At 62.5% G+C, this 12,999-nt stretch carries 14 protein-coding genes; 6 read left to right on the plus strand and 8 right to left on the minus strand.

What is annotated here, in order from left to right:
* Window positions 1–39 precede the first annotated feature (39 nt).
* From ISM_RS03755 to ISM_RS03775, 5 genes are all read left to right on the plus strand, one after another.
* The gene (locus tag ISM_RS03755) at window positions 40–1,095 is read left to right on the plus strand and encodes an ABC transporter substrate-binding protein (RefSeq protein WP_009812783.1); all 1,056 of its coding nucleotides are present in this window, start codon (window positions 40–42) and stop codon (window positions 1,093–1,095) included.
* A 72-nt stretch (window positions 1,096–1,167) separates the two neighbouring features.
* Window positions 1,168–2,259, plus strand: a complete 1,092-nt coding sequence (locus ISM_RS03760) for an ABC transporter ATP-binding protein (protein ID WP_040617828.1) — start codon at window positions 1,168–1,170, stop codon at window positions 2,257–2,259.
* Between the two features lie 3 nt (window positions 2,260–2,262).
* Window positions 2,263–3,147 carry an ABC transporter permease gene (locus ISM_RS03765; protein WP_009812785.1) on the plus strand — a complete coding sequence of 295 codons (885 nt, stop codon included), beginning with the start codon at window positions 2,263–2,265 and terminating at the stop codon, window positions 3,145–3,147.
* A complete protein-coding gene (locus ISM_RS03770) occupies window positions 3,147–3,968 on the plus strand; it encodes an ABC transporter permease (protein WP_009812786.1) in 822 nt (273 codons plus the stop codon). Before ISM_RS03765 ends, ISM_RS03770 begins: the two co-directional genes overlap by 1 nt.
* Window positions 3,969–3,982: 14 nt before the next feature.
* Entirely contained in the window at window positions 3,983–4,348 is a 366-nt protein-coding gene (locus tag ISM_RS03775) for a cupin domain-containing protein (protein ID WP_009812787.1), read from the plus strand.
* A 128-nt stretch (window positions 4,349–4,476) separates the two neighbouring features.
* On the opposite strand, the gene ISM_RS03780 is transcribed toward ISM_RS03775, so the two are convergent.
* The 5 genes from ISM_RS03780 to ISM_RS03800 all read right to left on the minus strand — a co-directional run bounded on the left by ISM_RS03780 (window position 4,477) and on the right by ISM_RS03800 (window position 9,142).
* Window positions 4,477–5,853, minus strand: a complete 1,377-nt coding sequence (locus tag ISM_RS03780) for a lyase family protein (protein WP_040617829.1) — start codon at window positions 5,851–5,853, stop codon at window positions 4,477–4,479.
* A gap of 33 nt (window positions 5,854–5,886) precedes the next feature.
* Window positions 5,887–6,633: an amino acid ABC transporter ATP-binding protein gene (locus ISM_RS03785; protein ID WP_009812789.1), complete on the minus strand. Its 747-nt coding sequence runs from the start codon at window positions 6,631–6,633 to the stop codon at window positions 5,887–5,889.
* 13 nt (window positions 6,634–6,646) lie between these two features.
* Window positions 6,647–7,516 carry an amino acid ABC transporter permease gene (locus ISM_RS03790; RefSeq protein WP_156783305.1) on the minus strand — a complete coding sequence of 290 codons (870 nt, stop codon included), beginning with the start codon at window positions 7,514–7,516 and terminating at the stop codon, window positions 6,647–6,649.
* 2 nt (window positions 7,517–7,518) lie between these two features.
* On the minus strand, window positions 7,519–8,259 hold the full coding sequence (locus ISM_RS03795) for an amino acid ABC transporter permease (RefSeq protein ID WP_009812791.1): 741 nt from the start codon (window positions 8,257–8,259) through the stop codon (window positions 7,519–7,521).
* A gap of 73 nt (window positions 8,260–8,332) precedes the next feature.
* The gene (locus ISM_RS03800; RefSeq protein ID WP_009812792.1) at window positions 8,333–9,142 is read right to left on the minus strand and encodes a transporter substrate-binding domain-containing protein; all 810 of its coding nucleotides are present in this window, start codon (window positions 9,140–9,142) and stop codon (window positions 8,333–8,335) included.
* A gap of 196 nt (window positions 9,143–9,338) precedes the next feature.
* On the opposite strand from ISM_RS03800, the gene ISM_RS03805 reads away from it, so the two are divergent.
* The gene (locus ISM_RS03805; protein WP_009812793.1) at window positions 9,339–10,076 is read left to right on the plus strand and encodes a MurR/RpiR family transcriptional regulator; all 738 of its coding nucleotides are present in this window, start codon (window positions 9,339–9,341) and stop codon (window positions 10,074–10,076) included.
* 129 nt (window positions 10,077–10,205) lie between these two features.
* On the opposite strand, the gene rfbA is transcribed toward ISM_RS03805, so the two are convergent.
* From rfbA to rfbB, 3 genes are read right to left on the minus strand one after another with little or no spacing between them, the layout of a single operon-like run.
* Window positions 10,206–11,090 carry a glucose-1-phosphate thymidylyltransferase RfbA gene (rfbA, locus tag ISM_RS03810; RefSeq protein WP_009812795.1) on the minus strand — a complete coding sequence of 295 codons (885 nt, stop codon included), beginning with the start codon at window positions 11,088–11,090 and terminating at the stop codon, window positions 10,206–10,208.
* The gene (gene rfbD, locus ISM_RS03815; RefSeq protein WP_040617831.1) at window positions 11,087–11,953 is read right to left on the minus strand and encodes a dTDP-4-dehydrorhamnose reductase; all 867 of its coding nucleotides are present in this window, start codon (window positions 11,951–11,953) and stop codon (window positions 11,087–11,089) included. Before rfbD ends, rfbA begins: the two co-directional genes overlap by 4 nt.
* The gene (gene rfbB, locus ISM_RS03820; RefSeq protein ID WP_009812797.1) at window positions 11,950–12,999 is read right to left on the minus strand and encodes a dTDP-glucose 4,6-dehydratase; all 1,050 of its coding nucleotides are present in this window, start codon (window positions 12,997–12,999) and stop codon (window positions 11,950–11,952) included. Before rfbB ends, rfbD begins: the two co-directional genes overlap by 4 nt.

Genomic DNA, 12,999 nt, shown 5'->3' on the forward strand with positions numbered 1-12,999 from the left:
AGGGCCGGGGCAAACCGAAAAGCAAAGGGAGTGCTCAGAATGACGAAACAGATCAAAACCACTTTGGCGCTGGGCCTGATGGCCAGCACCGCCCTGACCGGCGCGGCACTGGCGCAGGACAAATCCGTGACCATCGCGTCCTGGGGCGGGTCCTATCAGGAGGCGCAGAGCAAGGCGCTCTTTGAACCTGCCGCAGAAAACACCGGCATCGAGGTCAAACAGGAAACCTATGGCGGCATGTCCGATGTGCGGCTGCAGGTCTCGTCAGGTCAGGTGACGCTCGACATCGTCGCCAGCGGCTCTGGCTCGGCCTCGCGCGCGGCGGCCGAAGGGCTTCTTGAGCCGCTCGATTACGATGTGATCGACGTCTCGACCTTCTACCCGGGTCTCTATTCCGACTATTGCATCGGCGGCGATGTGTTCTCGGTCGTGGCTGCTTGGAACACCGACACCTATGGCGATGCCGGCCCGCAGAACTGGGCCGATTTCTTTGACACCGAGAAATTCCCCGGCACCCGCGCCTATCGCGGCACGGTTTCTGGCGCGCTTGAACCCGCGCTGATGGCCGATGGGGTCGCGCCAGAGGATGTCTATGAGGTGCTGAGCTCGGAAGAAGGGATCGAACGCGCGCTCGACAAGATCCGCGAGCTGAAACCCCATATCGCGGTGTTCTGGTCGTCCGGCGCACAGCACGCGCAGCTCATGAAAGACGGCGAGGTCGACATGACCACCGGCTGGAACGGACGGTTCGACAACGCGGCCAAGGATGGCGGCAAGGTATCCTATACGTTCAACCAGGCGCTTTTGGACTATGATTGCTTTGCGATCCCGAAAGGCGCGCCCAACAAGGACACCGCGATGGAGTTTCTCGCCGAGATTTCCAAGGCGGAATACCAAGACGACCTGCCAAAATACATCACCTACGGTCCGACCAACAAGGCCGCCTATGAGACGGGCGAGATCAGCGCCGAGGTGGCTGCCTCCCTGCCCTCCTCGCCCGAAAACGCGGCCAAGCAGCTTCCCATCTCGCTCGAATGGTATGCCGAGTGGGAACAGGTGGCCGCCGAGATGTATCAGGAAATGCTGACCGAGTGAGCCACGGCCATGGCATGACGGACAGGCGGGCGGCCCCAGCGCCGCCCGCTGCGACTGACAGGAAGGGACAGGATGAGTAGCCAAGTGACCCAGGAGGCGCTGCCGATCACGGTGCGCAACGTGACCAAGACCTATGGCCGTGTCCATGCGCTGGACGATGTGTCTCTCGATGTAAAAAGTGGTGAGTTTCTGACACTTCTGGGCCCTTCCGGGTCCGGCAAGACGACGCTTCTGATGGTGCTGGCGGGCTTTACCCGCCCCGATCAGGGCAGTCTCAAATTTGGCGACCGCGAGATGATCCGCACCCCACCGCATCTGCGCGATGTCGGCATGGTGTTTCAAAACTACGCGCTTTTCCCGCATATGACCGTGGCGGGTAACGTCGCCTATCCGCTCAAGCTGCGCCGCACCCCGAAGGCCGAGATCGCCGAACGGGTCGAGCGCGCGCTCGAGACCGTGCAGCTTGGCGGCTATGGCGAGCGCCGCATCGATCAGCTCTCGGGCGGCCAACGGCAACGCGTCGCGCTTGCACGCTCCATCGTGTTCGAGCCACGCATCCTTCTGATGGATGAACCGCTGTCGGCGCTCGACAAGAAACTGCGCGACCGGATGCAGATCGAACTGCGCCACCTCCATGAAAAGCTTGGCATGACAACGGTTTACGTGACCCATGACCAGCGCGAGGCGCTGACCATGTCGGACCGTATCGCGGTGGTGAACCACGGCCGCATCATGCAGCTCGCCGATCCCCAGTCGCTCTATGAGCAGCCGGAAAACAAATTCGTGGCCGATTTCATCGGCGACAGCACCTTCTTGCCGGTGCATCGCGAGGGCAGCAGCATCGTTGCCGGCGGCACCGATCTGACCGTGACCCGCCCCGTGCCCGAGGCCGAAAAACACCTCCTGATGCTGCGCCCAGAACGCGTGCGGCTCTTGACCGGCCCGGCCCCCGAGGGCGTCAACGCCTTCGAGGCGACGGTCACCGATCTGGTCTATCAGGGCGAAAGCTATCTGCTCTATGCGAGGCTGCGTGACGGCACCGAGATCGCCGTGCGCGGCGCGATCCGTAGCGAGACCTTTGCCGAATTGCCGAAACCCGGGGCGACCGCTCAGCTCGGGCTCGATGCCGCCGACACCGTTCTCATCGCCGATACGGAGGGCTGAGCCATGGCCGTGACGGATATGAATGCCGCCGGGCTGCGCCGCGACGAGCGGCTCGAACGGCTGCGCCTCTTCGGGCTGGCCTCGCCGGCGCTTTTGCTGGTGCTGGTGATCCTCGTGATCCCGGTGGGTTGGCTCTTCTATGTCTCTTTTATCGGTGCGGATGGATCGTTTTCGCTCGAGAATTACGAGCGGATGATCAAGCGCAAATCCTATGCGCGGATCTTCTGGACCACCTTTCAGGTGAGCCTTCTGACCACTGGTCTTTGCGTCCTCATCGGCTATCCGCTGGCCTATTTCATGTCACAACTGCCGCGCAAGCTCGCCAATCTGTGTATGATCACGGTGCTCCTGCCCTTCTGGACCTCGCTTCTGGTGCGGACCTATGCCTGGCTCGTCTTGCTGCAGAAAAACGGGCTGGTGAACAATTGGGCCATCTCGCTCGGTCTCTGGGACGAACCTTTGAAGCTTGTCCACAATCTCAACGGCACGTTGATCGGCATGGTGCATATCATGCTGCCCTTTCTCATCCTGCCGACCTATGGCGCGATGACGGCGATTGACCGCGACTACCTCAAGGCCGCGTCGAACCTCGGCGCCAGCCCGCGCCGCGCCTTCTGGACCGTGTTTCTACCACTGTCGACACCGGGGCTCTTTGCCGGGGCGCTGATGGTCTTTATCCTCTGCCTTGGCTTCTTCGTGACACCTGCGGTCCTCGGCGGCGGCAAGGTGATCCTCGTCTCGATGAAGATCGTCTCCAATATCGAGCTCTTCGTGAACTGGGGTGCGGCGAGCGCGCTTGGCGTGGTGCTCATGGTGCTCACGGTCACGGTGCTCTGGGTTGCGTCGCGCTTTCTCAATCTCGACCGCATGACAGGAGGAGGCCACTGATGGTGTCCTGGCTCAGATCCCCCGCCTCGGAAACCCAGATCACCCATGGTCAGCGGCTCTGGCTCTATATCTTTGCCATCGTCACGATGATCCTGCTGGTGCTGCCGACGCTCATCGTGATCCCCATGTCCTTCTCGGATTCGCAATATCTCGAGTTCCCGCCCGAGACATGGTCGCTGCGCTGGTACGAGCATTACTTTGCCTCCGAGGAATGGATGCAGGCGACGCGCACCTCGTTCAAGGCGGCCTTCTTCACCATGCTGGTGGCCACGCCCATCGGCGTGCTCGCGGCCTATGGGCTGCACGCCTCCAAGGTTCCCTTTATCCGGGCCTCTTTCGTGCTGTTGATCACGCCGATGATGGTGCCCGTGGTGCTCATCGCCATCGGCGCCTTCTACGCCTATGTGAAATTGCAGATCCTCTACACCATGCTCGGTCTGGTCCTCGCCCATAGCCTGCTGGCCATTCCGCTGGTGGTGATTGTCACTGGCTCGGCCCTCAAGGGGTTTGACACCAATCTCGAAAGCGCTGCGCGGTCGCTCGGCGCGCCGCGCTGGAAGGCCTTCCTGACCGTCACCCTGCCGCAGATCCGCTTTGCCGTGGTGACGAGCGCCCTCTTGGCCTTTCTCACCTCCTTCGACGAGGTGGTGATTGCCATGTTCGTCTCTGGCGGCGACAACCCGACCCTGACCCGCAACATGTTCAACGCGCTGCGCGATCAAATCGACCCGACAATTGCCTCGATCTCGACCCTGATGATCGTGGTGACCACCCTGATGATGGCTCTGGCGCAGATTTTCGGCCAGCAGCACAAACCCTGATTTCGGAGACCAGAATGATCAGCCTCGAAACCTTTGCCGACCTCGCCAATACCGAGCTCGGGCCCTTCGCCGACAAGCCCACGACCCTCACCCCGGGCCAGAAAGAGGCCTCTGCCGTGCTCTGGACCTCGGCCGATGACAGAACCAAGATCGGCGTCTGGGAATGCACCCCGGGCCATTTCACCGCCGACCGCACGGCGGCGGGCGAATATTGCCATATCATCTCGGGCAGCGCGACGCTCACCAATGCCGATGGCAGCGGCAGCCGCGACATCGGCCCCGGCGACCTTCTGGTGCTGCCACAAGGCTGGCAGGGCGAATGGGTGCTGCACAGCCATATGCGCAAGCTTTTCGTGATCAGCGCCTCTCCGGTCGGCTGAATATAGGACATGTGCGGGAGTTTCGACGAGGGCAGCACGACGGTCGAAACACACATCAGCCCCGGGCGCGCCAAACGCTCGGGGCTGATGTCATTTCAGGGTCAGACCTGCGTCAGCTTTGCCAAGCCTCACGCCCCGGTCGCACCGCGCAGCACATCCCGAAGCTGATCCGCATCCAGTAGCCCCTCTTCGGCGGCGATCTCCGACAGTGGACGCCCCTCGAGCTGTGCCCGCTTCGCCAAGCCCGCCACCTTCTTGTAGCCCAGCGCGCGCAGAAACACGGTGGACACGGCAAAGGATCGGGCAAGGTTTTCATAGGATCGCGCCTCATCCACCTTGAGACCGGCGATGCAGCTCTCGGCAAACTGCGGCAGCCCGGCGGTCAATAGCGCCATCTGCGTAAACAGCGCCTGCGCCATGGCCGGCTCGAAATGGTTGATCTCCATCTGCCCCGCCTGCGCGGCCAGCGACACGGTCAGATCCTGCCCCTGCACGATCATCGAAATCTGCTGGATCGACATCGGCATCACCGGATTGACCTTGCCCGCCATGATCGACGAGCCCGGCTGCACCGCCGGCAAAAGGATCTCCCCGATCCCCGACGCCCCGTCGCTCGACAGGATCACCAGATCGGCGGCGATCTTGGCGCAGGCGGCGGCGAGATTGCGCAGCTCGGCCGACATCCGGGCAAAGCCATCGGCAGATTGCATCCCGTCGAACGCATTGGCGGCACACTCGATCTCGAGCCCAAGGCTCTCGCTCAGCGCCTCTTCGATCACCTCGCGATAGCCCTCGGGCGCACCGAGCCCGGTGCCAATCGCCGTGCCGCCCATCGGCACGGTGCAAAGCCCATGCACCGCCCGTTCCACATCCTGCAGCGCCCTCGACACCATGCTCGCATAGCCCCCGAAGAGCTGTCCGTAGGTCATCGGCTGGGCCGCCTGCATGCAGGTCCGCCCGGTGCGCAGAATGTCAGAGGTCTCGCGCCCCTTGGCCTCGAGCGCCCTGATCAACAGCTGCGCCGCCTCCTGCAACGCGGGCCAGGCCAGCACACAGGCGAGCTTGATCCCCGTCGGCACGCAATCATTGGTCGATTGCGCCAGGTTGACATGGTCATTGGCGGTGACGCCGCCGGGCGCGTCCTGTGCCAGCCCCATGATCTGATTGGCGCGCGCCGCGATCACCTCGTTGAAATTCATATTCGTCGAGGTGCCGCCCGACCCTTCGGCCAGCGGCACGATGAACTGATCCCAATGCGCCCCGTCCCGGATTTCGTCACAGGCATCGGCAATCGCATCGGCATGGCGATCGATCAGCGCGCCGACGCTCTGATTGGCCCGTGCGGCGGCTTGCTTCACCCCGGCCATCGCCCGCATGAAATAGGGGTAGTCCGCGAGCGTCGGGCCAAACCCCTTGAAATTCGCGGCACCCCGCGCGGTGTTCGCCCCATAGAGCGAGGCTTCGGGCACGTCTAGAGTGCCCAGGCTATCGGAAACCTGACGCATGTCATTCTGTCCTAATTTGCGGCGGTGGAACTCTTAGAGAACCTGGCTGAGGAATTCGCGCGTGCGCGGGTCCGTCGCTTGATCAAAGAAGGTGGCGGGCGGGCCGGATTCCACGATCACACCCCGGTCCGTGAAATAGACGCAATCGGCGATCTCGCGGGCAAAGCCCATCTCATGGGTCACGAGGATACAGGTCATGCCATCGGCGGCCAGATCCTTGATCGTGTTGAGCACTTCTTTCACCGTCTCGGGATCGAGCGCGGCGGTCACCTCGTCAAAGAGCATGACATCGGGGCTCATGGCGAGCGACCGCGCGATGGCGACCCGCTGCTGCTGACCACCCGAAAGCTCGCCGGGATAGGCGTCTTCCTTGCCCTCGAGCCGCACCTTGCGGATCAGGTCGCGGGCGCGCTGCTCGACCTCGGCCTTGTTCTGGCCGAGCACCTTGATCGGCGCCATCATCACATTCTGCAACACGGTGCGATGCGGGAAGAGATTGTATTGCTGAAACACCATCCCGACCTTCTTGCGCAGCGCAAGCTTGTCGAGCTTGGGGTCGCTCACCTCGATCCCCTCCACGGTGATCGAGCCGGACTGAATATCATTCAGCGCGTTGATACAGCGGATCAGCGTCGATTTGCCAGAGCCGGACGGGCCGATGATACAGATCACCTCGCCCTTCTGGATATCCATCGACACGCCGCGCAGCACTTTGACCTCGCCAAAGGATTTGTGCACGTCTTTCAAGGAAACGATCGGTTGATCTTCGGTCCAGGACATGGGGGGCTCCTGATTAGAGTTTGACGGAGTATTTGCGTTCCAACCATCGCGTCAGCGCGCTGATCGGGTAGCAGTAAAGGAAGAACCAGCACAGGATGTAGAGATACATCGGAATGAGCAGGTCAACGCGGCCTTCGGCACTCAATGCGGCCCGGGTCAGCGCCATCACATCATTGACGCCGACGATCGACACCAGAGGCGTGGCCATGGTCAGCACCGCATAGAGGTTCATCCACGACGGCAACACGCGCTTGATGGTCTGCGGCAAGATGATCTCGCGCAGGGTCTGGCCACGGCTAAAGCCGAGGGATTCCGCGGATTCCCACTGCCCCGTCGGGATCGAGAGGATCGCGCCGCGCATATATTCGGACATATAGGCCATCACCGGCAGCGACAGGCCGATCACCGCCTTCACCCAGCCGGGGAAGGGGATCTTGGTGCCGAAGACCTCGATCTGGAACGGGATGAGCAGGATGCAGTAGAACAGCAGCACCAGCCAGGGCGAGTTGCGGAAAAACTGCGTGATGACCCAGGCCACCTGGCGCACCGGGCGCAGCGGCGACACCTGCAAGATGCCAAGCCCCACGCCAAGCACCGTCCCGATGGCCATGGACAGGATCGAGATCAGCACGTTGAAGCCAAACCCCTTGGCCAGCGTCGGCGTCCATTCGAGCAGGATCGCAAAGGCCGACCGGCCCGGCGTCGCGTCTTGGGCAAAGGCCGGGGTGATCAGCGCGGCGGCCAGCGCCAGCACGAGGATCGACGCGGTCCAGACATTGAACAGACGATCCTGCAACGGCAGACCCTGCGGCATGCTCCGCAGCGGCAGCAGAACCGGCAAATGGCCTTTGACGGGCGGGGTTTGCGAGTGTGTCCAAGCCATGATTATCTCCCGTATCCCGGAATGCGCAGCGCCTTTTCCCAGCGGTGCAGCACCCAGACCAGAATGGCCACCAGACCCACATAAGAGATCAGCAGCACGTTCATCATTTCACGCACATTGAGATCCTCGGACCAGATCTGCGCCGACACATAGAGAAGTTCGGGCACCGCAATGGCATAGGCCAGCGTTGTGGTCTTGACGAGGTTCACGAGGTTGGTGCCCAGCGCGGGCAGCGAGATGCGCACCGCCAGCGGCAGCACGATATCGGTATAGATTTGCAGCCGGGTGTAGCCCAGCGCCTCGGCCGCCTCGACGGTCGATTTCGGCACGGCTTCGATCCCGGCGCGAAAGATTTCCACATTCAGCGCCCCGGCAAAGAGCGACAGCGAAATGATCGCCCAGCCAAAATTGCCGATGAGCGGCTGCGGCAGGCCGTTGTCGCCGGTGATCCGGAGCACGGTGCCAATAGCGAAATAGAAGAAATAGAGCTGCACGAGCGGCGGGGTGTTGCGGAAAAAGGCCACGAAGAACCCGACCAGCACCCGCAGCGTCTTGGATTGCGCGCCCTGCACCGCGGCACCAATCGCCCCGATGATCAGCGAGAAGAAGATCGACACAACCGCAAGCTTGGCGGTCATCCAAAGACCGGCAAGATACCGGCCACGATTATACTCGTCGCTGACCACCGCCAGGTTAAAAAACCAGTCGGGCCACAACCAGTCCAAGATGCTTGAATAATCCATCTACGTCCGCTCTCGTCTCAAAGTAGAACCGGCGGCAAGCCGTGCCGCCGGTTCTGGTCTGTCAGGATCGCGCTTATTGCAGCGCGTCGTGCTGTTCCTGCAGGAAGGGGCTCGGCGCGATGCCATTGGCCTCATTCCGCTCGATCAGGAAGCCCGATTTGTGCCAATCGGTCACGATCTCGCTCATCAGCTTGCCATAGGGCGCGTCGAGTTCTTCGAGCGGCACGGCGATCGACCAGGCTTGCGGATCTTCGGTCGGGAAGGGCATCTCGAACTCGGCCCATTGCTCGTCCGAGGCGAGCTGCGATTCGATCCAGGTGTTGTCATAGAGGAAGCCGATGCAGCTGCCGTTCTTGAGCGCCGAAGTCACTTCGGGGATGCCTGCAAAGGCCACTAGGTTCGGACCGTAAAGCTGCGTCACGCGCTTGTTGTAATAGGACCCCTGCAGCGCGCAGACATCCTTGCCGCGCAGGTCTTCCCATTCCTTGAGACCAACCGCTTTGGGCGCCAGAACATTGGTGCCGCCGGCATAGTAGTTGGGCTCGATCATGCCCACGACTTCGCGGCGCTTGGGGTTGTCACCCATGGTCGCGATGATGAGGTCGATACGGCCTTGGCTCAGGAATTCCATACGGTTCGAGGCCACGACGGGCACCAGCTCGACCTCGACGCCGAGACGCTCTGCGACGTCACGAGCCAGGTCGATTTCCAGACCGGCGAGCTCGCCGTCGGAGGTGAGGTAACCCCAGGGTTTGTAATCTTGTTTGACGCCGACAACGATCTTGCCTTCGTCTTTGATCTCTTGCAGCTGATCCGCCTGCGCGGTGGTGCCAAACGCAACGATTGCAGCGCTGGCAATGACGGTTTTCCATGCGTGTTTCATGATGAACTCCTCTGCTGGACGGGCGGCTCCGGCGCCCATGGGCCATGGCCTGATCAAGCTCCTATCAGGGTCTGGCATGGCTTGTCCTATAGTTAATAAATTCCAAATGCCATAAAATTTTTGAAAAAGTTCATGTGACCTTTTTGGTGGCAAAGTGACCCGGCTACGCCTATGATTCACACAGGGGGAAAACGACTTGGAACTCTTGGAAAATATAGGCGACGCCCTGCCAGACCTGCCGCGCAAGCTCGCACGGGCCGCGCGCTATGTGCTGGACCGACCGGACCATGTGGCGCTTGGATCGATGCGCGCCGTGGCCCAATCCTGCGGCGTCGCCCCCACCACGATGCAGCGACTCGCCCATGAGATGGGCTTTGACAGCTACGACAAATTCCGCGCCGTCTTTCAGCGCGAATTGGTGGGTCAAGGCTTTGGCGCCAAGGTCGACGCGCTCCAGGATAATTTCAGCGATCTGTCACAGGGCAAGCTCGCCCTCACCCATCTCGAATCGGTGCGCGAGAATCTCGATTCTCTGCAGGCCAGCCTGAACGGAGCCGCAGTCGAGGATTTCGCACGCAGCCTTCACCGCAGCCGCCATTGCCATATCATCGCCGGGGGCACGCTGAGCTGGCTCGCCAGTTTCACGGAGGTCACCGGCAGCATGGCGCTCTCCAACCTCGTGACCCCCGCCGGTCCCGCCGTCGACAGCACCGAACGCATCGCCCATATCGGCCCGGAAGACATGTTGCTCGTCATCTCCGTGTCGCCCTACGCGAGAGAGATCATTTCGGCGCTGGAATACGCACGCGACCGCGGGGCGAAAAACTATGCGGTGACCGACCGGCCCAGCTCTCCGGTCGTGCCGCTCTGCCGCCATGCCTTTCTCGCCCCCACGGCGAGCCCGCATTACTTCCCGTCCTGGCGGCGGTGGTGAGCCTCGTTGAACTTCTGCTCGCCACCGCCGCCGCGGCGGGCAACACCGCCTCACGCGACCGGCTTCGAACGATCGAAGACATCCGGTCGGCCAATCACCACTATATCGACTGACCGGCCCGCGCGGCCCTCAGTCCAACCGCCGCAGCAAATACTGACCATAGCTGTTCTTGGCGAATTTCTCGGCCCGCGCCCGCATCTCATCGGCGCTGATCCAGCCCTTGCCATAGGCGATCTCTTCGGGACAGCCGACCTGCATCCCCTGCCGCTCTGAGAGGGTGCGGACGAAATTCCCGGCATCAAGCAGGCTGCCATGGGTCCCGGTATCGAGCCAGGCAAACCCGCGCCCCATCCGGTTTACCGCAAGACTGCCCTCGTCGAGATAGCTCTCCAAAAGCGAAGTGATCTCAAGCTCGCCCCGCGCCGAGGGCGTCACCTTGCGGGCCCGCTCTGACGCGGTGCCATCGAGGAAATAAAGCCCCGTCACCGCATAGTTCGACGCGGGCTTTGCCGGTTTCTCAGTTATTGATACCGCACGATACTCGGCATCGAACCCCACCACGCCATAGCGCTCGGGATCGGCCACGTGATAGCCAAAGACCGTGCCGCCGCTCTTGCGCGCATCCGCCTCGGCCAGCACTTCGGGCAGGCCATGGCCGAAAAATATATTGTCGCCCAACACCATCGCCGACGGCGCCCCATCGAGAAACTCTTCAGCCAGAATATAGGCCTGTGCGAGCCCATCCGGCGACGGCTGCACGATCCATGTGAGGTTGAGCCCCCAGGCCGAGCCATCCCCCATCAGCCGCTGAAACTGCGCCTGATCCTCGGGCGTGGTGATCACCGCGATCTCGCGTATCCCCGACAGCATCAGCACCGACAACGGATAATAAATCATCGGCTTGTCATAGATCGGCAAGAGCTGCTTGGAGATGCCGAGCGTGATCGGATGCAGCCGCGTGCCGGTCCCCCCGGCGAGAATGATCCCCTTGCGGGGCTGTGTCGTGCCGCTCATCTCTGCCGCTCCTTCAGATCGTCTAGAACTTCGGCCAGGCCAACCCGCCAATCAGGCCGCGCAATGCCAAAAACCGTCTCCGTCGCCCGACAATCGAGCCGGGAATTGAGTGGCCGCTGCGCCGGGGTCGGATAATCCGAGGTGGGAATATCCACCACCTCACAGCTGATCCCCGCCTGTGCGAAAATCTCGCGCGCGAACTCCGCCCAGCTTACCTCTGGTATGCCCGAAAAATGATAGGTGCCGCTCTGCCCCGCATCTTTATACAGCCTCTCGGCGATCCGCAGGCAGGCCGCCGCAATGGCCCGCGCAGGCGTCGGCCCGCCGATCTGATCCGCCACGATGGTGAGCCTGTCGCGCTCGGCCCCAAGCCGCAGCATGGTCTTGACGAAATTCGCCCCATGGCTCGAAAACACCCACGACGTGCGCAGGATCACATGCGGCCCGCCCGCCGCGCGCACGGCTTCTTCCCCGGCAAGCTTGCTGCGCCCATAGGCGTTCTGCGGCGCGGTCGCATCCGCGGGCGCATATGGTGCCACGCCAGAGCCTGCAAAAACGTAATCGGTCGACAGATGCACGAACGGCACGCCCATCGCCGCGCATTCCGCCGCGAGCAGCCCCGGCGTCGCGCCATTGACCTGCTGCGCCAGCGCCTCGTCTTCTTCAGCCCGGTCCACCGCCGTATAGGCCACCGCGTTGATCACCGCCTCGGGCCGCGCACGTTTGAGCGCCGCCAGCGTCGCCAGCGGATTGGTGAAATCAGCCGCGTCCCGGCCAAGCGCCACAATCTCCCAGCCCTCGGGTGCCCGGGCCTGCACCTCCCGCGCCACCTGGCCACTTTGACCTAAAAGCGCGATCCTCATGCCGCCCCCTCGGCCCGGCCAAGCCGCGTCCCCACGCCCTGCCGCGCCATGAGCGGCCGCCACCACGCCTCATTGGCGAGATACCAATCCACCGTGCGCGCGATGCCTTCCTCAACCGTCACCGACGGCCGCCAGCCAAGCTCGTCCCTGATGCGCCGCGCGTCGATCGCATAGCGATGATCATGCCCGGGCCGGTCGGCCACAAAGGTAATCTGCTCGGCATAGGATGTGTCCTTGGGCCGCCGGTCATCGAGCACCGCACAGATATGCCGCACGAGATCGATATTGCGCCGCTCGCCCTCGCCGCCGATGTTGTAACTGCGCCCGACCGCGCCCTTCTGCACCACCTGCAAGAGCGCCTCGGCGTGATCCTCGACATAGAGCCAATCGCGCACATTCGCCCCCGCGCCATAGACCGGGATTTCCCGCCCCTCGAGCGCGTTGATGATCACCACCGGCACCAGCTTTTCGGGGAAATGATAGGGCCCGTAATTGTTCGAGCAATTCGTCATCACGATGGGCAGCCCGTAAGTCTCGTGCCACGCCCGGACGAGATGGTCCGACGCCGCCTTGGAGGCCGAATAGGGGCTACGCGGATCGTAGGGCGTGTCCTCGGTAAAGAGCCCCTCATCGCCGAGCGAGCCAAACACCTCATCGGTCGAGATATGGTGAAACCGGAACCCCTCGGGCCGGCCCTGCCGCTCCCAATGTCCGCGCGCCGCCTCGAGCATATTGCAGGTGCCGGTCACATTTGTTTCGACAAACTCCGCCGGCCCGTCGATGGACCGGTCGACATGGCTCTCGGCGGCGAGATGCATGACCGCCTCCGGTTTATGATCGCGAAACACTCGCTCAAGAGCGGCGCGGTCGCGAATGTCGACATGTTCAAAGCGATAGTTCGGGCTCTGGGCCACCTCCGCCACATTGTCGAGACAGGCGGCATAGGTGAGCGCATCGAGATTGATGACCTCATGCCCCTGCGCCACCGCGCGGCGCACCACGGCCGAGCCGATAAACCCCGCCCCTCCGGTTACCAAAATCCGCAT

It is taken from the genome of Roseovarius nubinhibens ISM (genome assembly GCF_000152625.1).
GTDB classification, from domain to species: Bacteria; Pseudomonadota; Alphaproteobacteria; order Rhodobacterales; family Rhodobacteraceae; genus Roseovarius; species Roseovarius nubinhibens.

Bases quoted from the DNA above. Each gene is read 5' to 3' on its own strand.
- ISM_RS03755 (WP_009812783.1), top strand. From the start codon at position 40: ATGACGAAACAGATCAAAACCACTTTGGCGCTGGGCCTGATGGCCAGC.
- ISM_RS03760 (WP_040617828.1), top strand. From the start codon at position 1,168: ATGAGTAGCCAAGTGACCCAGGAGGCGCTGCCGATCACGGTGCGCAAC.
- ISM_RS03765 (WP_009812785.1), top strand. From the start codon at position 2,263: ATGGCCGTGACGGATATGAATGCCGCCGGGCTGCGCCGCGACGAGCGG.
- ISM_RS03770 (WP_009812786.1), top strand. From the start codon at position 3,147: ATGGTGTCCTGGCTCAGATCCCCCGCCTCGGAAACCCAGATCACCCAT.
- ISM_RS03775 (WP_009812787.1), top strand. From the start codon at position 3,983: ATGATCAGCCTCGAAACCTTTGCCGACCTCGCCAATACCGAGCTCGGG.
- ISM_RS03780 (WP_040617829.1), bottom strand. From the start codon at position 5,853: ATGCGTCAGGTTTCCGATAGCCTGGGCACTCTAGACGTGCCCGAAGCC.
- ISM_RS03785 (WP_009812789.1), bottom strand. From the start codon at position 6,633: ATGTCCTGGACCGAAGATCAACCGATCGTTTCCTTGAAAGACGTGCAC.
- ISM_RS03790 (WP_156783305.1), bottom strand. From the start codon at position 7,516: ATGGCTTGGACACACTCGCAAACCCCGCCCGTCAAAGGCCATTTGCCG.
- ISM_RS03795 (WP_009812791.1), bottom strand. From the start codon at position 8,259: ATGGATTATTCAAGCATCTTGGACTGGTTGTGGCCCGACTGGTTTTTT.
- ISM_RS03800 (WP_009812792.1), bottom strand. From the start codon at position 9,142: ATGAAACACGCATGGAAAACCGTCATTGCCAGCGCTGCAATCGTTGCG.
- rfbA (WP_009812795.1), bottom strand. From the start codon at position 11,090: ATGAGCGGCACGACACAGCCCCGCAAGGGGATCATTCTCGCCGGGGGG.
- rfbD (WP_040617831.1), bottom strand. From the start codon at position 11,953: ATGAGGATCGCGCTTTTAGGTCAAAGTGGCCAGGTGGCGCGGGAGGTG.
- rfbB (WP_009812797.1), bottom strand. From the start codon at position 12,999: ATGCGGATTTTGGTAACCGGAGGGGCGGGGTTTATCGGCTCGGCCGTG.